Origin of the sequence: Pseudoalteromonas sp. SG43-4 (assembly GCF_014164325.1) — a bacterium.
Taxonomy (GTDB): Bacteria; Pseudomonadota; Gammaproteobacteria; order Enterobacterales; family Alteromonadaceae; genus Pseudoalteromonas; species Pseudoalteromonas distincta.
Genome location: NZ_JACJFB010000009.1, coordinates 118,928 through 136,693 on the forward strand (window position 1 = coordinate 118,928; position 17,766 = coordinate 136,693).

Sequence of the window (17,766 nt, forward strand, 5' to 3'; positions counted from 1 at the left end):
GTAGTAAAGGATGAGCTTGCAGATATGCAAGCTCAAAATAAAAATAAATTAGCTTTCTAGGTCGGCTTTGTTAATTGTAATGACGCGTTGAGGGAATGGAATTTCAATATCAGCGTTATTAATTGCTTTATAAACACCACCGTTAATAGCCAGTTTGGTTTCGATAATTTTAGTAGTAGGCACCCAATATCGGTAGCTTATTGTAACACCGCTATCGGCGAAGCGTTCAATACCCACTTGTGATAACGGATTTTGTGCGACTAATTCATGTGCTTTAAGTACGTCTTCAATGAGGCTAATCGCGTTATCAGAGCATGCACTATAAGCTATATCTATTTCACCTTTGACCAATGAGTAACTAAATGAGTTATGAAGTATTTCACCCACTATGTGCTTATTTGGAATGGTGATTTCTACTTTTTCTTCATTGATTAAAATAGTGTAGCCAAGCTCAATTGTTTTAACTTGGCCGCTTACATTTTTAACTTCAATAGTATCACCAACAACAAAAGGTCGCGTGGCTATAATGGCAAGGCCTGCACCATAATTAGAAAGCATTCCTTGCAGCGCTAAACCAGCACCTAAAGATGCAGCACCAATGGCTGCTACAAATGGCGTAACGCTGATACCTATTTTGCCAAGTGCAATAATTATAACCATTACAATGAGCAGTACTTTTACCACGCTACTGACAAAGTTAGTGAGCGTAATATCAACGTTATGGCGGGTCATTAACGCGGCTACAAATTTGGCAAGCTTTTGTGCTATCCACAAACCAATGAGGACGATAAAAATAGCGCCAACAATTTGCATACTGTAGGTAACCATATACTCAGTAAGCATGGTGTAATATTTTTCAAATTGTTCGATTTCAGAACTGATCATAAAGCGCTCTATGTTAGGGCTATGTTGTATTTTTCCAACTATAGCAAAATGTTGACTAAAAATGGATATAACAGCGGCACTATAATCGCTGTTAATAAAGCACTTAGTGCCATTGCAACTGATGAGTAAGCGCCTACTTTTGGATGCTCAGCAATAGCAGCAGCGGTCCCAATTGCATGGCAAGCTGTGCCCATGGCAACGCCTTGAGATTCGTGATTAAAAATATTAATGAGTTTAAAAAGCATAAAACCAAATAAAGCGCCTAGTAAACCAATAAAAATAACTAAAGCCGCAGCAAGTGAGCTAATCCCTCCTAACGAGTCGGTAACAATTAAAGATATTGGGGTCGTCACACTGAGTGCGGCAACAGATGCACTTAGCTGTGCAGGTGCGTTAAATAATATGCTTAGCAAAAATGCCACAACGGTTGCGTTAACAATGCCTAAGCTACATGTTGCGACTATGAGTAATAGATTTTTTCGTACGTGTGTAAACTGCTGATATAAAGGAAGCGCTAGAGCCACAATTGCGGGCTCTAATAACCAGCTTAGTAATTTGCTGTGCGTGGCAAATTGCGTATAAGGCAAATTTAGATTAACGAGTAATAAAGCAATAATACTAATACTTAAAAATACGGGGTTGGTGAGCGATTTAAATACGCTGCTTTTTATACTTTGGTTTACGGCCCTTAGCGCTAAAAATAATACAATAATGAAAGGAATACTTAGCCACCATAAATTAGGTTGTAGCTCTGAAATAGCGGAAAAAGTAAAATCAGTCATTATTTTCTCTTCCCTTAAAGTACGCAATTACACTGCTAACAAGCAACAAGGTAGTTATAGGGACTAGCACCACAACTGAGGCTAAAAATGCCCAGTGCGACTTTATAAGGCCGAGATGTTCAATAAATCCCACGCCAGCTGGAATGAAAAAGATAGGCATAATATTTAAAATAGGGGAGGCGCATGGTTTTACATGTTGCTCTTTTACAATACCCGATAAGAGTAAAACTAATAAAATAACCATAGCGAGTAGCGGTGCAGGAAAGCTTCCATCAATAAAGTGCATAATGAGTTTAGCGCAGGCTAAACATAGTAATATAATAGCGCTACTGAGCAGATATTTCATCAAAGTGGCTCACAGAAAAGATAAGAGCTTAACTTTAACAAATCAAACTCTTTTATGCATTGTGCAATAGTCTACCAGTGCTTTGTATTTGCGTAGGTTATATCCGCTTTTCCTTTTGCTTTAGCAATTGCTTTTTTAGTGTTTGGGTTTAGCAGTAAGCGAATTTGGCTGAAAGTTTCTTTAGCGAGTATTTTTCGTTGGTTTGGTTTATAGCTAAGTTGTGTAACACGTTTAATAGCAGCAAGCGTATCGGGTGAGCGCTCAAGTAATGTATTGAGCATGTTTTGCGTGGCTTGTTGAGTATCATCGGTAAGCTGAGTAACTAAACCTAGCTCATTTGCTTGTTGTGCTGTGATTGGGTTTGCGTGGCTTGCAAGCCAAAGTGCTTGGTCACGCTTAACTAAACCGCTCATCATTACATTTGCGCCCATATCGGGGCACAAGCCCCAACGCGCTTCCATAATGGCAAGCTTGGCATCAATATGAACAATCCTGTAATCAGCACCCAGCGCTATTTGTAATCCTCCCCCTAAACAGTTGCCATCAATTTGTGCAATAACAGGCACACTCAGTGACTGCCAGCCTAATACTACTTTTTGCGCTAAATTTTGATTGCCAGGTAACCATTTAAGCAATAATTTTATAATATTCAATGGTGCCGCCATTACGGCTGATATATCAAGCCCTGCACAAAAATGCTCGCCATCGCCTTTTATTACTACAGCACGAATACTGCGATCTCTTTTTATGTTTTTAATGGCTTTGTTTAGCTCTACAAACATTTCAAAGCTTAATGCGTTTTGTTTTTTTGCTCTGCTAAGCGTGACGGTTGCAATGCCATTTTGTTTTTCTAGTTTTATCATTACACACTCCTCTGACCTGTTAGTTGAGCTTATGTTGTTATAAGAATTAAGTAAAGTGACGGTATTTTTTAAATAAATGGAATTTATTGCTAAAGCTGTAGTCTTAAAGGGTTAGATTTAGATGAGAAAAAGCTAAACAATTAGAACTTGAGATAATAAAATTTTTTACGTTGTTATTTTAAGCTTAAATTAAAAAAGTAATCTTGATATTCAATGGGTTAGTTAAATTGTTATTTATTGTTTGAGCTGTATGCTGAATAAAGCATGACTCAGTTACAAAAAAGTCAGTGTTTTACGCTTTTTTTTATCAAAATGATGATGAGATTTGATAATATAGCGCAACTTAAAAGCTTAAGGTTAAGCACATATGTCGGGTCCACGTTTATATACGGTAGAAGAAGCTACTCACCAAGCTTATGATATTTTTTTAGAGCTAGCGCCAAATAACTTGAGTGATAAAGATGTTGAAGACTTTAATGAGTTTAGAGAAGACCTAGGCTTTATCGAAGAAGACGAGCCAGACGATCAGTGGCAAGATTTTGTTGCCCTTGAGATTGAGCCAGAGCACTTTATTCAGGTGCTAGTTGGTTTAGAATTTGAAAATGATGATGTTTTGTTTGCTAAAATTTTGATTAGTCGTGATAAAGATGCTCCGTTTTGTCATATTTTATGGAAAGAGAGTGAATAAGCAATACCGCTTATTTTTTAATTGTGTGCAGAGAGAGTGTTGTGCGTAAGTATTTATTTTTAATTTTTTTAATAATTAGCTGCCCAAGTTGGGCTGTTGATCCATTTGAAGATTTTCATGAATATGGCAAGCTCTCTGATGAAGAAATTCATGAGTTACACAAAGGTGATATGCTTTACGGTGATACTGAATTTGGTTTTATTCTAAGTAAAGGTAACACCAATTCGACCAGTTTTAAGCTCAAAGGTAATTTATACCAAGATTTTGAAAAGTGGCGTAACCAATTTAAAATAGACTCTCTTTATAAGCGTGATGAGAACGATGAAAGCGGTGGCACAGATGTTACTGCTAATCGTATTTTTGTATCAGCGCAAGGTAACTATAAAGTAGGTGTTAAAAACTCCTCATTTTTTATTTACGGTGATTACGAAGAAGATGAGTTTAGTGGACTTGATTTTAAAAGCACGGTGGCGACAGGCTATGGTGCGCGTGTATATCAAGGCTCTAAAAACAAAGTAGATATTGATATAGGACCTGGTTTATACCGTTCAGTCGCCGATGAAGATTCGGATGTGAGCGAAGATGAAATTGATAAAACCGGTTATTTAGTACGTGTTGCAATGCAGTGGGAACGTTTGGTCTCTAAGCGTACTCGTTTTAATCAAGATGTGAGTATAGAGCAGTCGCTTTCAGGTCTTAATTCTCGCTTAAAATCGGAAACCGCACTGATAAGCCAAGTGATTGGCGCGGTATCACTCAAATTTACCTACATGTATCGTTATAATTCAAAACCCGAAGATGATAAACTCAAGTTTGACTCAGAGCTGAGTGCTACATTGGTATACAGCTTTTAAGTATTTATTTAATTTAGAGAATATTATGTATCAGCATAAACAGTATGCGGTGTTTATCTTTTTTGTATTAGCGTGGATTGGCGGTTTTGTGGCGCTTGCGTGGAACTTGTTAGGCGCTGATGGACCTTTAATAATATTTACTGGGATTTTAGTGCTGGTGGGCTTTTTGTTCCATGGCCTAACAGTAAAAGTAGATGATAAAAATATTAGCTGGGCGTTTGGTCCAGGCGTTGCTGGGCAAAGTATTGAGCTTAGCGAAGTAGCAGAAGCAAAAGCAGTTCAAAACTCTTACAGGCACGGTATTGGTATGCGAATTACTCATGATGGTTGGGTATATACAGTATCTGGCTTTAGTGCAATACAGTTAACGCTCAAAGATGGCACCTTGTATAGAGTTGGTACAAACGATCAAAAAGGTTTACTAGCTGCTTTAAAAGAAAAAAACGTATCTATCGCGCTGCCTAGTAAGCCAAAAGCTGAAATGGTTAAGCGTAACAATATGATATAAAAAAAGCGCCTAAGGCGCTTTTTTTATCTGTTTAGCAGTGCATTAGTGGTCGTGGCCACACCCACCTTCGCCATGTACGTGGCCGTGAGTTAATTCATCTTCTGTAGCATCACGTACTTCTAGTATTTCTACATCAAAGTTAAGTGTTATACCTGCAAGTGGGTTATTACCATCTACAATCACTTCTTCATCTTGAATATCGATGATCATTACTGATTGGTCACCATCATCTGTTGATGCACGAAATTGCATGCCAACTTCAATTTCCATACCTTCAAACATTGATTTAGGTACTGCTTGCATTAGGTTTTCGTGGCGCTCGCCGTAACCTTCTTCAGGTTCAACCTTTACGCTAAGCGTGTCGCCTGGTTGCTTGCCCAGCAAAGCATTTTCTAGGCCTGAAATTAAATAGCCTGTGCCAATGATAAAGTGTAGTGGCTCACCACCGAACGAGTTATCAATGCTATTGCCATCATTATCCATTACTGAATAATGCATTTTTACCACTTTGTTTGCCGCAACGATCATAGTCATTCCTATTTATTCATCTTCAAGAGAGTAGGGTAGAGGCAGAATGCTTAGCTCCACCTGAGGTGTGTGTTTTGCACGAAGTACCTGAGTTACATCAGTATCGTTTGGCAACACAACGAGGCCTGTTAATTTATTTGTTTGCTCATCAAAACTTTGTGCGATAAGTTTACCTGCACGGCGCCAATTTTCGCCTAATTGGGTTTCTAAATCAGGCTCTGAAAGAATCCCTTCGCTTTGCCCCGAAACGATATACATTGCACGTTTATTTTTACCAAGGTACTTCATACGGGCTACGGTTTCTTGACCTGTATAACACCCTTTTTTGAAACTTATACCGCCAATAGCATGTAGGTTTACCATTTGAGGAACGTACTCGCCAATTGCATCTGCACTTAGCTGAGGCTCACCGGCAAGCATCGCTGCTTGTTGCCAAGGGGCTTCGTTATCAAGTGTGGATACGTTATCAGGCATGCTAAATTGGTTATCAACCATTATTAAAACACGGTTATCAGCTAATTTTAGCGCTTTACCATTCGTAAAATCACACGCGCTTGCATCGCCTTCAAAGCTAATATCAAGTTGTGCCAGTACATCCGATAAATCATCACCAATTAAACCAATTAAACGCTTTGAGCATTCAGTAATATCAACTTTTGCAAATACAGCGTATTTTTTAAGTTCAGCTAATGATTTTTCAACTTCAGCTTGGCTACCCGCAAGGTAGTAGCTATCTTGGTAAGAAAATAATTTAAATACACCCCAAAGTTTACCTTTGGCGCTGCAATGGCCAGCCCACAAATAATTACTGCTGGTTAATTTATTTAGATCTTGAGTGATTTGTCCGTGCAAATAAGATAATTTATCAGCACCGCAGAGGCTAATAAGTTGATGAGATAACGGACATGCATAAACGCTCGACATAAAAACCTTCTTTGCAATATAAATGAAGTGACATAATAACGCAGTTGTTACGTATGGTACAGACAAGCGCTTATTGGTGCGGGTTTATTATTTAATGAGAGATTAATAGCTGCTAAATAGGCTTGTGTTTGTTAAACTCGAGTCAATTAAGTATGAGGTTTAAAATGGTTGAAATTCATAGTAAAGCACGTATTCGTTGGGCTTGTCGTCGTGGCATGTTAGAGCTAGATGTTTTGTTTATGCCGTTTGTAGAAGAAGCATACGACTCTTTGAGCGCAGAGCAACAGGCTATCTTTCAGCGTTTGCTAACAGAAGAAGACCCTGACTTATTTGCATGGTTTATGGGTCATGAAGAATGTAAAGACGAGCAGTTAAACGGTATGGTTTCGCTGATCTTAGACCGAGTTCGTGTATAGGTTTACGGTTACAAATAATAAAGCTGACCACAAACCAATTGTGGTCTTTTTTTGTATGCTCAGTTTTATATTATGTTTATTTTTAGATTCACTATTAGCCATGCTTTTTTGTTTAATACTAAATGCACTAGCTGGCTTGATAATGTGGCGCAAAGTATTAGCAATCCACCCAAATGAGGGAATTATAATATTAGAACCAAAGTTATTTAGATTTGAGGGCGAGAGCTTAAAAATTCAGGGTGAAATAAGTAACAAAAGCCGATTTTATGGTAATAATATATGGCTTCATATTAAAGGTTTTAGTAACAACCATTGGCTTATAATTTCAGCCAATGGCGTTAATGAGCAAAGTTATGCGCGTCTAAAACGTGCCACTGTCGGCGCAATTAATTGCGTTTTGGAGTCAAAATAGTCGGCGTTGGGTTTTCACTTTGTTCAGGGTAATCAATAGTGTAATGCAAGCCTCTGCTTTCTTTTCGCTCCATAGCACTTCTAATAATTAGCTCTGATACTTGCACTAAATTACGAAGCTCAAGTAAGTTGTTACTTACTCTAAAGTTTGCATAGTAATCGTGTATTTCTTGCTGTAGCAACTCAACTCTATGCAGTGCTCGTTCTAAGCGTTTAGTAGAGCGTACAATACCTACATAATCCCACATAAATAAACGTAGTTCATGCCAGTTATGGGTAATAACAATTTCTTCATCTGAGTTACTAACACGGCTCTCATCCCAATGAGGAAGCGCTATCGGCTCTGGTGCATGTTCAATTTTACTTAAAATATCTTTAGCTGCAGCGTGGGCAAATACAATGCACTCTAATAGTGAATTACTTGCCATACGGTTTGCACCATGTAAGCCTGTGTAAGCAACTTCACCTACAGCATATAAGTTATCGAGATCTGTTTTGCCGTTAAAGTCAGTCATTACACCACCACAGGTGTAATGCGCAGCAGGCACAACTGGGATTGCTTCTTTCGTTATATCGAGGCCTACACTTAAGCATTTTGCGTAAATAGTAGGAAAGTGCTCAATAATAAAGTCTTTATCTTTGTGGCTAATATCTAAATAAACACAATTGGCGCCTAAGCGCTTCATTTCAAAATCGATTGCGCGTGCCACTATATCGCGTGGAGCAAGCTCTTCACGGCTATCAAAGTCTTTCATAAACCGAGTTCCATCAGGGCGCTTTAAATAAGCCCCTTCACCGCGCATGGCTTCGGTAATTAAAAAGTTTTGTAGCTCTGGATGATAAAGACTTGTTGGATGAAATTGATTAAATTCCATGTTGGCAACTTTACAACCTGCACGCCAAGCCATTGCAATACCATCACCACTTGATACGTCTGGATTAGATGTATATAAATACACTTTACTTGCACCACCGGTTGCAAGAGCAACAAATTTAGCTGAAATGGTTTCTACCTTTTTAGCTTTTTTGTTCCACACATACATGCCTTCAATGTGTGAGCCTGTTTTACCGGCGCTTTTATCTGTGATTAAATCAATGGCGTTGTATTGCTCTAAAAGCGTTATATTTTTATGAATTTTAACTTGGCTGATAAGTGTTGTTTGCACCGCTTTGCCTGTTGCATCGGCTGCATGCAATATACGACGATGGCTGTGACCACCTTCACGTGTTAAGTGAAAACGCTCTTTTCCTTTGCTATCAAACTCCATATCAAAGGGTACGCCTTGGTCGATTAACCACTGTAGGCAATCGTGAGCATTGCTGGCGGTATAATGAACAGCGTCTCTATCGCATAAACCGCCGCCTGCATCGAGAGTATCTTCAACATGAGATTCTATGCTGTCGTTTTGTTTATCAAATACAGCAGCTATACCGCCTTGGGCATACAAAGTAGAACCTTCGGTAAGCGCTCCTTTACTGATCACGGTAACGTTACAATAATTAGCTAGAGATAATGCAAGTGATAAGCCTGCTGCGCCGCTACCTATAATAGCGACATCTGCAATGTGATGTTTATTTTGGTTCATGTCAGAGGTACTTTGCGGTTACAATGCTCATATAGAGCAATATTTGTTTTTAATATCTGTAGTTGTATCATATTTGTCATACTACTACGTAGTGATTTTAAAGGCTTAGCGCCGTTATTATCATCTATTTTATAAAAAAATAATATTAAGCAGAACTTTTTATTCATAAAGAGGTCAGAGTATTTGTGAACAATGACGACAATATGAATAACAAGCAAAAATCAGACATAGGAGTACCGGCTCGAATGAGCGAGCAGGAATTAGATTTAGTGCTAGTAAAAAGGGTCCAGCAAGGAGATAAAAACGCCTTCAACCTATTAGTAAAGAAGTATCAAAACAAAATTGCAGGTTTGATCTCACGTTATGTATCTAACCAAGGCGATATTGCTGATGTAGCACAAGAAGCTTTTATTAAAGCTTACCGTGCACTTCCTAACTTTAGAGGTGACAGCGCCTTTTACACGTGGTTATACCGTATTGCCGTTAATTGTGCTAAAAATTACTTAGTAGCCCAGGGGCGTAAGCCGCCAGCAAATGATATAGACGCTGAAGATGCCGAGTTTTATGATTGTGCAGATTCAATGCGATCGAATGCATCTCCTGAAAACCTACTTTTAAGCGAAGAAGTACGCGCTGTTATTTTTAATACGATTGATAGTTTGCCTGAAGATCTTAAAACCGCAATCACCCTTAGAGAAATAGAAGGGATGAGCTATGAAGAAATAGCAGTGGTAATGGATTGCCCAGTCGGGACTGTGCGTTCGCGTATATTTCGTGCCCGTGAAGCAATAGATAACAAATTAAACCCATTAATAGGCGAGTCTTAGTATGACAAAAGCACACCTTAACAAGTTAGATAACGAAGCGTTATCGGCATTACTTGATGGCGAGCAACATCTAACTGATGCAAAAATTGCAGAGCAAGATGTAACTACGTTTGGCCGTTATGCGTTAATTGGTGATGCGATGCGTGCTCAAAAAAATAATAACGACATACATATTGATATTAGCGATCGCGTTGCATTAGCACTAGAAAGCGAGCCTGTTTATGCTGACTTTAGTCAGTCAAAAACACAGCCTCAAGCAATCACTGAAACAGTACAAGATAATAAAGTAGTCGCTTTTAATTGGCGCAAACCAGTTGCTCAATTAGCTATTGCAGCAAGTGTAGCGATGTTTGCTATTGTGGGCGTTAATACGCTTCCTCAAAGTAACAATGAGCAGCAAAGTGAAATTCCATTACTGCAAACCACACCGCTAGCGGGTATGGCCTCGCCAGTAAGTTATTCGTCTGAGCCTGCGCTTGAAAATGCTGAGCAAGGTTTACGTGAACTACAGCAACAGCGTATTGGTGCGTTAGTTCTTGAGCATCAACGCCAAGCACGAGTTGCGAATTCTTTAGAAACAGCGCAAACTAATACCAAAGCGTCTGAGGAAAAAAACTAATTAAATGAAAGTAATCACTTTTGTTCTGTCGTTGGTAGTAAGCTTTAATGCATTTGCCAACGACACAAATCCTGCCAAAGATTTATTACTCAAAATGGCTAATGCCGTTCACACCCGTAATTTTGATGCCTCGTTTGTGGTTGTCAAAGGTAAAACAATGGAACCCTACCGATGGGTGCATGCTTTACAAGGTGACACCGAACTTGAGCATTTAAGTTTACTTAACGGTGCTGGGCTTGAAATGGTCCGTATCGATAATCAAGTTACTTATTTTGAACCTCAGTCTGAACCATATTCTCTAAAAACAGATTCAATAGCAGGTCCAATCCCTGAAGTACTATTTAAAGATATAGACCGCTTAAGTGCGCACTATGATTTTGTACTAGGCGGCAAAGGGCGTATTGCAGGGCGCGCAGCGCAACTTGTTCGCATAGAATCTAAAGACGAGTATAAATATAATTACTGGATTTGGTTGGATATGGAATCGTCGTTGTTACTAAAAGCCGCGTACGTTAACCATGAAGGTGAAGCCTTAGAGCAGTTACAGCTTACACATATTAGTGTGACAGAGCAGCCAGCCGGTATGCTAGTTGAAGTGCTCAATCGAAACTTTCCAACGCCTTTGCCAAACAATGCACTTATAAATGAAGATAGTACTGCCACTAATTGGGAAATCAGTTGGTTACCAGATGGCTTTGAGTTGCTAAAATCAGACAGACATAAGCTCGATTTAAATAACGAATTAACTGATTATTACTTGTTCTCTGATGGTTTTGTTGAGGTTTCTGTATTTATTCAGCGCCCATTACCAGGTAAGCGTTTAAGTGGAGCACTCACTTCTGGTGCAACGACAGTATATGTGCATAATGGCGGTAATTTTGATGTTTCGGTTGTTGGTAATGTACCGAGTATGACCGCAAAAGCGATTGCAGAGTCAGTTACCCGCGCACTATAGACGATTCCGTAAGGATTGTTATGATTGAACAAACCCTCACTGTTGTGGCCCTCGATGGCCACATTGCTCATTTAGAAGCACAGCAAAAACAAGCTTGTGAAGGCTGCAATGGTCGTTGCGGCTCACAAGTGTTTAGTAAATTATTTGGCACTGCAAAAAAAACCTTTCCTTATAAATTTGAATCCTCTGTAGAAATAGGGCAAAAGGTCACTTTGTCACTAGATGATAGTCATGTTGTTAAGCATGCTTTTGCGGTTTACATGCTACCGCTCCTTTTGAGTCTTATTTTTGCATTTGTTGCGGCGCAATTGTTTATAGCTTCCGAAGGCTGGCAGATTTTAGCTGCTGCTCTAGGTGGCGTTACTGGCTTTTTTATAGCTAAAACTCGCGTGAAATCTCTAAAGCACGATATAAAAGTTATAAAAATTCACCCAATTAGTATCCCTTTAACTCAAATAGATGGTGATTGACGCCAATTAAATGTAAAATTGGCGTTTTATACCAAAGTAACTTGGAAATACAGGGAACCGTGGTTTTTTAAATTATTTTATCTGGCTGAATTATTTAAGTTAAGTAAATATAACTTATTGTTATTCAATACATAAAATGGTTGTAACCCATCTTAAAAAGCGTAAGTACAGTTTGTTATATACAAATTTAGCTTATGGCATCCTAAAGCAAGTATTTTCAAGTCACTTAGGTATTCATATTTAGTCCATTAAAATAGAAGTATAGAATCCAGTTTATGAAGCATATCCGTAATTTTTCGATCATCGCCCATATTGACCATGGTAAATCGACCCTTTCAGATCGTTTGATCCAAGTTTGTGGCGGTTTAACCGACCGTGAAATGCAAAAACAAGTTTTGGATTCAATGGATATTGAGCGCGAACGTGGTATTACCATTAAAGCGCAAAGTGTAACGTTGAATTACAAAGCGAACGACGGCGAAACCTACCAACTTAATTTCATTGATACTCCAGGACACGTTGATTTTACGTATGAAGTTTCACGATCTTTAGCTGCTTGTGAAGGCGCGTTGCTTGTTGTTGATGCAGGCCAAGGCGTTGAAGCACAAACACTAGCTAACTGTTACACCGCTATTGAAATGGAATTAGAAGTAATTCCAGTACTTAATAAAATCGATTTACCGCAAGCGGATCCTTTACGTGTTGCAGAAGAAATTGAAGAGATTATTGGTATTGATGCCCTTGATGCAGTGCAGTGTAGCGCTAAAACAGGTGTAGGTATTGCCGAAGTTCTTGAAATGATTGTTAAAGATGTACCGCCGCCAGTAGGCGACAAAGATGCACCTTTACAAGCACTTATTATCGATTCTTGGTTTGACCCATACCAAGGCGTTGTATCACTAGTGCGTATTAAGCACGGTGAATTACGCACTGGCGACAAAATAAAAATAATGTCGAACGAGCATATACATACTGCCGACCAAGTAGGTGTGTTCACTCCTAAGCAAACCAACACCGGTATTTTAAGAACAGGTGAAGTAGGGTTTGTTATTGCTGGTATTAAAGAGATACATGGTGCGCCAGTAGGTGACACTATTACTCATCAAAAAAATGCAGCTCCACTTCGCTTACCTGGCTTTCAAAAAATTAAGCCTCAGGTTTATGCGGGTATGTTCCCAATTGCATCAGATGAGTATGAATCGTTCCGTGATGCACTTAATAAATTAAGCTTAAACGATGCGTCGTTATTCTTTGAACCAGAGAATTCAACTGCACTAGGCTTTGGTTTCCGCTGTGGCTTTTTAGGTATGCTACACATGGAAATCATTCAAGAGCGTTTAGAGCGTGAATACGATATTGATTTAATTACAACAGCACCTACGGTAATCTATGAGATAGTTACTAAAGAAGGTACATTTCAGATTGATAATCCATCTGATTTGCCTGCAGTAAACGATATTGTAGAGATTCGTGAGCCGATTGTTGAAGCTAATATTTTGGTACCACAAGAATACCTAGGTAACGTTATTACTTTGTGTATTGAAAAACGTGGTAGCCAAACAAAAATGACTTATCACGGAAAGCAAGTAGCTGTAACGTACGAGCTACCTATGGCTGAAGTGGTGATGGATTTCTTTGATAAATTAAAATCAACTAGCCGTGGTTTTGCGTCGCTTGATTATAACTTTAAACACTTTCAAACATCAGATATGGTGCGTGTTGATATTTTAATCAATGGTGAGCGCGTTGACGCACTTGCGATAATTGTTCACAGAGATGGTGCACAGTCTCGTGGTCGCCAGTTAGCTGATGCGTTAAAAGAGCTTATCCCACGTCAAATGTTTGATATAGCGATTCAAGCTGCTATCGGACAACATGTTATTGCCCGTACCACGGTAAAACAATTACGTAAAAACGTAATTGCTAAGTGTTACGGTGGTGATGTGAGCCGTAAGAAAAAGCTACTTAAAAAGCAAAAAGATGGTAAAAAACGTATGAAGCAAGTAGGTAATGTTGAAGTGCCTCAAGAAGCGTTTTTAGCTATTTTAAAAGTTGGCAAATAAAAACAAAGGATTATAAATGGCTGGTTATTTTTCAGTTTTATTGGTGTTATTAACTTTAGGCTCAGGCTTAATATGGTTAATAGATCACTTAATGTATGCACCTAAAAGACAGGAGCGCTTAGCGATAGCGCAAACGTCTGCTGGAGCTCCGTTAGATGAAGAAACGGCGGCATTAATTGCACCAGAACCAGTACTAACAGAAACAGCAAAGTCGATTTTCCCGATGATTGCAGCAATTACTATTTTTAGATCATTTATCTTTGAACCGTTTCAAATTCCATCCGGTTCAATGATGCCTACATTATTAGTAGGTGATTTTATTTTAGTACAAAAGTATTCATATGGAATAAAAGACCCTGTTTGGCGTACTCAATTAGTTGATATTGGGCAGCCTGAGCGTGGTGATATTGTTGTTTTTAAATACCCTTTAGATGAAAATGTTGACTATATTAAACGTACAATTGGTTTACCTGGCGATAAAATTGTTTATCGCGATAAACGTTTATATATTCAGCCAAATTGTAAAGAAGGCGAAACCCAGCAGGGTGAGCTTTTATGTAATGAATTCAATAAAATTGATTTTAAACTAATTAATGATAACGAATTTAAACAAGGCCCAATGCCTCTAGCTCGTGTAAATGAAAATTTAACAACAGTTACGCATGATATATTAATCAACCCACAAGCGCCTGAGAGAAAAGGGCGTTACTACCAGCAACCGGGCACGCCTTCTGATGAATGGACTGTTCCTGCTGATCATTATTTTATGATGGGTGATAACCGCGACAACAGCCAAGATGGTCGCTTTTGGGGCTTTGTACCAAAAGAAAACTTGGTGGGTAAAGCTGTCTTTATATGGATGAGTTTTGAATTTGAGAATGGCCCTGATGATATTTTACCAGGATGGGTTCCAACTGGTGTTCGCTTTGAGCGCCTAGGTAATATTCAGTAACGATGAAAAAAAATGTAACAGAATTATATAAAAAAATTGGCTATGAATTTGCCGATCAAGGTCTACTTGAGCAAGCAATGACGCACCGCAGCCACAAAGGCCAGCATAATGAGCGACTAGAATTTTTAGGCGACTCTATTTTAAGCTTTGTGATTGCCAATGCACTTTATGCCAAATTTCCTAAAGCGCGTGAAGGCGATTTAAGCCGCATGCGCTCAACGCTTGTGCGTGGTCAAACACTTGCCGAGTTTGGTCTTGAATTTGGCCTAGGCGATTATTTACGCTTAGGGCCGGGCGAGCTTAAAAGTGGCGGATTCCGTCGCGAGTCAACGCTTGCTGATGCAGTAGAAGCTATTATTGGCGCTGCATTTTTAGATTCAGGTATTGATAGCTGTGGCGATCTTATATTGTCATGGTACGAATCACGATTAGATGCTATTTCACCAGGGCTTAACCAAAAAGATCCGAAGACCCTGCTGCAAGAGTATTTACAAGCCCGTAAATTATCTTTACCGGGTTACACTGTGGTTGATACCAAAGGCCAAGCACACAATCAAACATTCACGGTCGAATGTATTGTTGATGGAATGGATAGCATAATTTCTGTAGGTAGCTCGCGCCGTAAAGCCGAACAAAAAGCTGCTGAAAAAGCATTGAAGATACTTAAAAATGAACCTTGATACCCTAATACAGCCTCATGAAGGTGATGTAGATACGTTTTGTGGAATGGTTGCTATTGTAGGGCGCCCAAACGTAGGTAAGTCGACTTTGCTTAATGAAATTATTGAGCAAAAAGTGAGTATTACCTCACGTAAACCACAAACCACGCGTCATCGTATTATGGGTATTCATACCGAAGATAAACACCAAGCGGTATACATAGATACACCAGGTCTACACGTTGAAGAAAAACGTGCGATTAACCGTTTAATGAACCGTGCCGCGTCTAGTTCTATCGGCGATGTTGAGCTTATTATTTTTGTAGTTGAGGGCACTCATTGGAATGCCGATGACGACATGGTACTTAATAAAGTATCGCAAAGTGGTAAGCCGGTATTATTGGTTATTAATAAAATAGACCAAGTTAAAGACCGTGACCTTGTGTTGCCTCATATGAAGTGGTTAAGTGACAAGTTTGATTTTGTTGGAATTATGCCAGTATCGGCAACGCAAGGTAAAAATGTTGATTTAATCAAAGCAGAAGTAACTAAACGCTTACCTCCTTGCGAATTTTACTTTCCGGAAGATTATGTAACTGACCGTTCAATGCGCTTTATGGCAGCTGAAGTAATTCGTGAAAAACTAATGCGTTTTATGGGCGAAGAATTGCCGTATTCTGTAACTGTTGAAATTGAGCAGTTTAAATGGCAAGACAACGGTATTTGGCATATCAACGGGTTGATTCTTGTTGAGCGCGAAACACAAAAACGCATGGTTATTGGTAATAAAGGCGAAAAGCTAAAAACCATTGGTCGTGAAGCCCGTAAAGACATAGAAGAAATGCTGGATAACAAAGTATTCTTAGAGCTTTGGGTTAAAGTTAAGTCGGGTTGGGCTGACGATGAACGTGCACTAAGAAGCTTAGGTTACAGTGAAGACTAGACCAAGCAGTAGCTTAGTGAATGGATAGCGACTTCTACACCGCGTATTTATTACATCGGCGTCCTTATAGTGACTCCCAAGTAATGTTAGATATGCTTGTAGAAGGCGTTGGTCAGTTAAGAATGCTGGCCCGAATTAGTGGTCGCCAGGCCACTAAACATAAAGCACAACTTCAGCCGTTTCAGGCACTGCTTGTTAATTACAGTGGCAAGTACGATTTAAAATATATCAATAAGTTTGAACTGCATGGGAACTCGCACTTTTTAAAAGGTGATGAGCTTTATTGTGGTTTTTATTTAAATGAGCTTACAAATCGTATCGTTCCTGTTAACGAGCCAATTGAACAAGTATTTGAGCTATATAAAACTCATCTATCAAACCTAAACAGCGGGGCTAATTTACAAGAGGTGCTTCGCTCATACGAGTTTCAACTATTGGAATTACTCGGTTATGGCGTGGATTTTAGTTTTGACGCCAGTGGTGAACCAATAGATGAAAAGCAGACGTATAGTTATTTCCCCGAACTTGGTTTTTTAGTACAAGAAGATACACGTTCTGGATTTAGTGGCAAACAACTCAACGCCATAGCAAATCATGACTTTAGCCAAAATGATGTGCTATATATGGCAAAGCAATTAAGTCGCTATTTATTAAAACCCTTATTAGGTAGTAAACCATTAAAAAGCCGCGAGCTATTTATGGCCTCTCAATAAACGTAATTTTACAGGTAAGAAAATGAAAGATATTCTTTTGGGTGTAAACGTAGATCATATTGCAACACTTCGCCAAGCGCGTGGAACAAGCTATCCAGATCCCGCTCATGCAGCCAGTGTAGCAGAGCATGCAGGCGCAGACGGTATTACGATTCACTTACGTGAAGACAGACGCCATATTCAAGATCGCGACGTTTATGTAATGGCTAAAACCATTCAAACTCGTATGAATCTTGAAACCGCTGTTACCGATGAAATGATAAAAATAGCGCTTGAAGTAAAACCTGAGTACGTGTGCTTAGTACCTGAAAAGCGCGAAGAATTAACAACCGAAGGTGGCTTAGACGTAGCCGGTAATATAGATAAAATTAAAGCAGCAACAAAAACGCTTACCGAAGCGGGTATTAAAGTATCGCTATTTATTGATGCAGATAAAGCACAGTTAGATGCAGCCAAAGAATGTGGTGCTCCTTATGTAGAAATACACACAGGCGCGTACGCCGATGCAACAAATGATACTGATTTACACAAAGAGTTAGAGCACATTCGTGAAGGTGTCAAATACGCAGCAAGCTTAGGTTTGATTGTTAACGCTGGCCATGGTCTTCATTATCATAACGTGAAACCAATCGCTGCAATGCCTGAGATTTATGAGCTAAATATTGGTCACGCTATTATTGCTCGTGCAGCGATAGATGGGCTTGATAAAGCCGTACGCGACATGAAACGATTAATGATTGAAGCAAGAATGTAAGATAAGCAAACATAAGCATT

At 39.1% G+C, this 17,766-nt stretch carries 22 protein-coding genes; 15 read left to right on the plus strand and 7 right to left on the minus strand.

The genetic code is table 11. The annotated features are described in order from the left end of the window. Positions 1–48 precede the first annotated feature (48 nt). The 4 genes from H5160_RS10895 to H5160_RS10910 form a co-directional block, all read right to left on the minus strand. Positions 49–885 (minus strand): mechanosensitive ion channel family protein, encoded by an 837-nt coding sequence (locus tag H5160_RS10895; protein ID WP_002958733.1) that lies wholly within the window; start codon positions 883–885, stop codon positions 49–51. 38 nt (positions 886–923) lie between these two features. Then, a complete protein-coding gene (locus tag H5160_RS10900) occupies positions 924–1,667 on the minus strand; it encodes an LrgB family protein (protein WP_182737438.1) in 744 nt (247 codons plus the stop codon). Beyond that, positions 1,660–2,013, minus strand: a complete 354-nt coding sequence (locus H5160_RS10905) for a CidA/LrgA family protein (RefSeq protein WP_182737440.1) — start codon at positions 2,011–2,013, stop codon at positions 1,660–1,662. Before H5160_RS10905 ends, H5160_RS10900 begins: the two co-directional genes overlap by 8 nt. Before the next feature lie 71 nt (positions 2,014–2,084). Beyond that, positions 2,085–2,876, minus strand: a complete 792-nt coding sequence (locus H5160_RS10910; RefSeq protein ID WP_024603617.1) for a crotonase/enoyl-CoA hydratase family protein — start codon at positions 2,874–2,876, stop codon at positions 2,085–2,087. Between the two features lie 367 nt (positions 2,877–3,243). Here H5160_RS10910 and H5160_RS10915 point away from each other — a divergent pair, with 367 nt between their 5' ends. The 3 genes from H5160_RS10915 to H5160_RS10925 are packed head-to-tail and all read left to right on the plus strand — an operon-like array spanning position 3,244 to position 4,926. Beyond that, a complete protein-coding gene (locus H5160_RS10915; protein WP_002958729.1) occupies positions 3,244–3,564 on the plus strand; it encodes an HI1450 family dsDNA-mimic protein in 321 nt (106 codons plus the stop codon). Positions 3,565–3,605: 41 nt separating this feature from the next. Further along, a complete protein-coding gene (locus tag H5160_RS10920; protein ID WP_024597159.1) occupies positions 3,606–4,418 on the plus strand; it encodes a DUF481 domain-containing protein in 813 nt (270 codons plus the stop codon). A gap of 25 nt (positions 4,419–4,443) precedes the next feature. Next, on the plus strand, positions 4,444–4,926 hold the full coding sequence (locus tag H5160_RS10925; RefSeq protein ID WP_182737441.1) for a hypothetical protein: 483 nt from the start codon (positions 4,444–4,446) through the stop codon (positions 4,924–4,926). A 42-nt stretch (positions 4,927–4,968) separates the two neighbouring features. Here the strand turns inward: H5160_RS10925 and H5160_RS10930 are convergent, their stop codons facing one another. Both H5160_RS10930 and H5160_RS10935 read right to left on the minus strand, forming a co-directional pair. After that, the gene (locus H5160_RS10930; RefSeq protein WP_002958726.1) at positions 4,969–5,454 is read right to left on the minus strand and encodes a peptidylprolyl isomerase; all 486 of its coding nucleotides are present in this window, start codon (positions 5,452–5,454) and stop codon (positions 4,969–4,971) included. A 12-nt stretch (positions 5,455–5,466) separates the two neighbouring features. Then, on the minus strand, positions 5,467–6,378 hold the full coding sequence (locus H5160_RS10935) for a folate-binding protein YgfZ (protein WP_002958725.1): 912 nt from the start codon (positions 6,376–6,378) through the stop codon (positions 5,467–5,469). 164 nt (positions 6,379–6,542) lie between these two features. Between H5160_RS10935 and H5160_RS10940 the strand changes: the two genes are divergently transcribed. After that, entirely contained in the window at positions 6,543–6,794 is a 252-nt protein-coding gene (locus H5160_RS10940) for a succinate dehydrogenase assembly factor 2 (protein WP_002958724.1), read from the plus strand. 55 nt (positions 6,795–6,849) lie between these two features. Continuing rightward, positions 6,850–7,206: a hypothetical protein gene (locus tag H5160_RS20435; protein WP_024597157.1), complete on the plus strand. Its 357-nt coding sequence runs from the start codon at positions 6,850–6,852 to the stop codon at positions 7,204–7,206. Here the strand turns inward: H5160_RS20435 and nadB are convergent. Then, the gene (gene nadB, locus H5160_RS10945) at positions 7,181–8,791 is read right to left on the minus strand and encodes an L-aspartate oxidase (RefSeq protein ID WP_154903488.1); all 1,611 of its coding nucleotides are present in this window, start codon (positions 8,789–8,791) and stop codon (positions 7,181–7,183) included. The genes H5160_RS20435 and nadB overlap by 26 nt on opposite strands. Before the next feature lie 245 nt (positions 8,792–9,036). Here nadB and rpoE point away from each other — a divergent pair, with 245 nt between their 5' ends. From rpoE to pdxJ, 10 genes are all read left to right on the plus strand, one after another. After that, positions 9,037–9,618: an RNA polymerase sigma factor RpoE gene (gene rpoE, locus H5160_RS10950; RefSeq protein WP_002958721.1), complete on the plus strand. Its 582-nt coding sequence runs from the start codon at positions 9,037–9,039 to the stop codon at positions 9,616–9,618. Between the two features lies 1 nt (position 9,619). Continuing rightward, a complete protein-coding gene (locus tag H5160_RS10955) occupies positions 9,620–10,237 on the plus strand; it encodes a sigma-E factor negative regulatory protein (RefSeq protein ID WP_002958720.1) in 618 nt (205 codons plus the stop codon). 4 nt (positions 10,238–10,241) lie between these two features. Continuing rightward, positions 10,242–11,192, plus strand: coding sequence for a MucB/RseB C-terminal domain-containing protein (locus H5160_RS10960; RefSeq protein WP_182737443.1), 951 nt, complete (start codon positions 10,242–10,244; stop codon positions 11,190–11,192). A 20-nt stretch (positions 11,193–11,212) separates the two neighbouring features. Continuing rightward, positions 11,213–11,662, plus strand: a complete 450-nt coding sequence (locus tag H5160_RS10965) for a SoxR reducing system RseC family protein (RefSeq protein ID WP_182737444.1) — start codon at positions 11,213–11,215, stop codon at positions 11,660–11,662. Positions 11,663–11,937: 275 nt separating this feature from the next. Next, on the plus strand, positions 11,938–13,725 hold the full coding sequence (gene lepA, locus H5160_RS10970; protein WP_002958717.1) for a translation elongation factor 4: 1,788 nt from the start codon (positions 11,938–11,940) through the stop codon (positions 13,723–13,725). 16 nt (positions 13,726–13,741) lie between these two features. Then, a complete protein-coding gene (lepB, locus tag H5160_RS10975) occupies positions 13,742–14,677 on the plus strand; it encodes a signal peptidase I (RefSeq protein ID WP_002958716.1) in 936 nt (311 codons plus the stop codon). 2 nt (positions 14,678–14,679) lie between these two features. Further along, complete coding sequence (rnc, locus tag H5160_RS10980; RefSeq protein ID WP_002958715.1) at positions 14,680–15,357, plus strand: ribonuclease III; 678 nt, start codon at positions 14,680–14,682, stop codon at positions 15,355–15,357. After that, positions 15,347–16,279 carry a GTPase Era gene (era, locus tag H5160_RS10985; protein ID WP_182696102.1) on the plus strand — a complete coding sequence of 311 codons (933 nt, stop codon included), beginning with the start codon at positions 15,347–15,349 and terminating at the stop codon, positions 16,277–16,279. Before rnc ends, era begins: the two co-directional genes overlap by 11 nt. 20 nt (positions 16,280–16,299) lie before the next feature. Beyond that, on the plus strand, positions 16,300–16,992 hold the full coding sequence (gene recO, locus H5160_RS10990; RefSeq protein WP_002958713.1) for a DNA repair protein RecO: 693 nt from the start codon (positions 16,300–16,302) through the stop codon (positions 16,990–16,992). 22 nt (positions 16,993–17,014) lie between these two features. Next, complete coding sequence (gene pdxJ / locus H5160_RS10995) at positions 17,015–17,746, plus strand: pyridoxine 5'-phosphate synthase (RefSeq protein ID WP_002958712.1); 732 nt, start codon at positions 17,015–17,017, stop codon at positions 17,744–17,746. Positions 17,747–17,766 lie beyond the last annotated feature (20 nt).

What these genes read in the sequence shown, in the direction of transcription:
- lepA (WP_002958717.1), top strand. Translation starts at nt 11,938, where the DNA reads ATGAAGCATATCCGTAATTTTTCGATCATCGCCCATATTGACCATGGT.
- H5160_RS10960 (WP_182737443.1), top strand. Translation starts at nt 10,242, where the DNA reads ATGAAAGTAATCACTTTTGTTCTGTCGTTGGTAGTAAGCTTTAATGCA.
- rpoE (WP_002958721.1), top strand. Translation starts at nt 9,037, where the DNA reads ATGAGCGAGCAGGAATTAGATTTAGTGCTAGTAAAAAGGGTCCAGCAA.
- nadB (WP_154903488.1), bottom strand. Translation starts at nt 8,791, where the DNA reads ATGAACCAAAATAAACATCACATTGCAGATGTCGCTATTATAGGTAGC.
- H5160_RS10895 (WP_002958733.1), bottom strand. Translation starts at nt 885, where the DNA reads ATGATCAGTTCTGAAATCGAACAATTTGAAAAATATTACACCATGCTT.
- H5160_RS10905 (WP_182737440.1), bottom strand. Translation starts at nt 2,013, where the DNA reads ATGAAATATCTGCTCAGTAGCGCTATTATATTACTATGTTTAGCCTGC.
- H5160_RS10925 (WP_182737441.1), top strand. Translation starts at nt 4,444, where the DNA reads ATGTATCAGCATAAACAGTATGCGGTGTTTATCTTTTTTGTATTAGCG.
- H5160_RS10955 (WP_002958720.1), top strand. Translation starts at nt 9,620, where the DNA reads ATGACAAAAGCACACCTTAACAAGTTAGATAACGAAGCGTTATCGGCA.
- H5160_RS10965 (WP_182737444.1), top strand. Translation starts at nt 11,213, where the DNA reads ATGATTGAACAAACCCTCACTGTTGTGGCCCTCGATGGCCACATTGCT.
- lepB (WP_002958716.1), top strand. Translation starts at nt 13,742, where the DNA reads ATGGCTGGTTATTTTTCAGTTTTATTGGTGTTATTAACTTTAGGCTCA.
- H5160_RS10935 (WP_002958725.1), bottom strand. Translation starts at nt 6,378, where the DNA reads ATGTCGAGCGTTTATGCATGTCCGTTATCTCATCAACTTATTAGCCTC.
- pdxJ (WP_002958712.1), top strand. Translation starts at nt 17,015, where the DNA reads ATGAAAGATATTCTTTTGGGTGTAAACGTAGATCATATTGCAACACTT.
- H5160_RS10940 (WP_002958724.1), top strand. Translation starts at nt 6,543, where the DNA reads ATGGTTGAAATTCATAGTAAAGCACGTATTCGTTGGGCTTGTCGTCGT.
- recO (WP_002958713.1), top strand. Translation starts at nt 16,300, where the DNA reads ATGGATAGCGACTTCTACACCGCGTATTTATTACATCGGCGTCCTTAT.
- H5160_RS10910 (WP_024603617.1), bottom strand. Translation starts at nt 2,876, where the DNA reads ATGATAAAACTAGAAAAACAAAATGGCATTGCAACCGTCACGCTTAGC.
- H5160_RS10930 (WP_002958726.1), bottom strand. Translation starts at nt 5,454, where the DNA reads ATGATCGTTGCGGCAAACAAAGTGGTAAAAATGCATTATTCAGTAATG.
- H5160_RS10900 (WP_182737438.1), bottom strand. Translation starts at nt 1,667, where the DNA reads ATGACTGATTTTACTTTTTCCGCTATTTCAGAGCTACAACCTAATTTA.
- rnc (WP_002958715.1), top strand. Translation starts at nt 14,680, where the DNA reads ATGAAAAAAAATGTAACAGAATTATATAAAAAAATTGGCTATGAATTT.
- H5160_RS10915 (WP_002958729.1), top strand. Translation starts at nt 3,244, where the DNA reads ATGTCGGGTCCACGTTTATATACGGTAGAAGAAGCTACTCACCAAGCT.
- era (WP_182696102.1), top strand. Translation starts at nt 15,347, where the DNA reads ATGAACCTTGATACCCTAATACAGCCTCATGAAGGTGATGTAGATACG.
- H5160_RS20435 (WP_024597157.1), top strand. Translation starts at nt 6,850, where the DNA reads ATGCTCAGTTTTATATTATGTTTATTTTTAGATTCACTATTAGCCATG.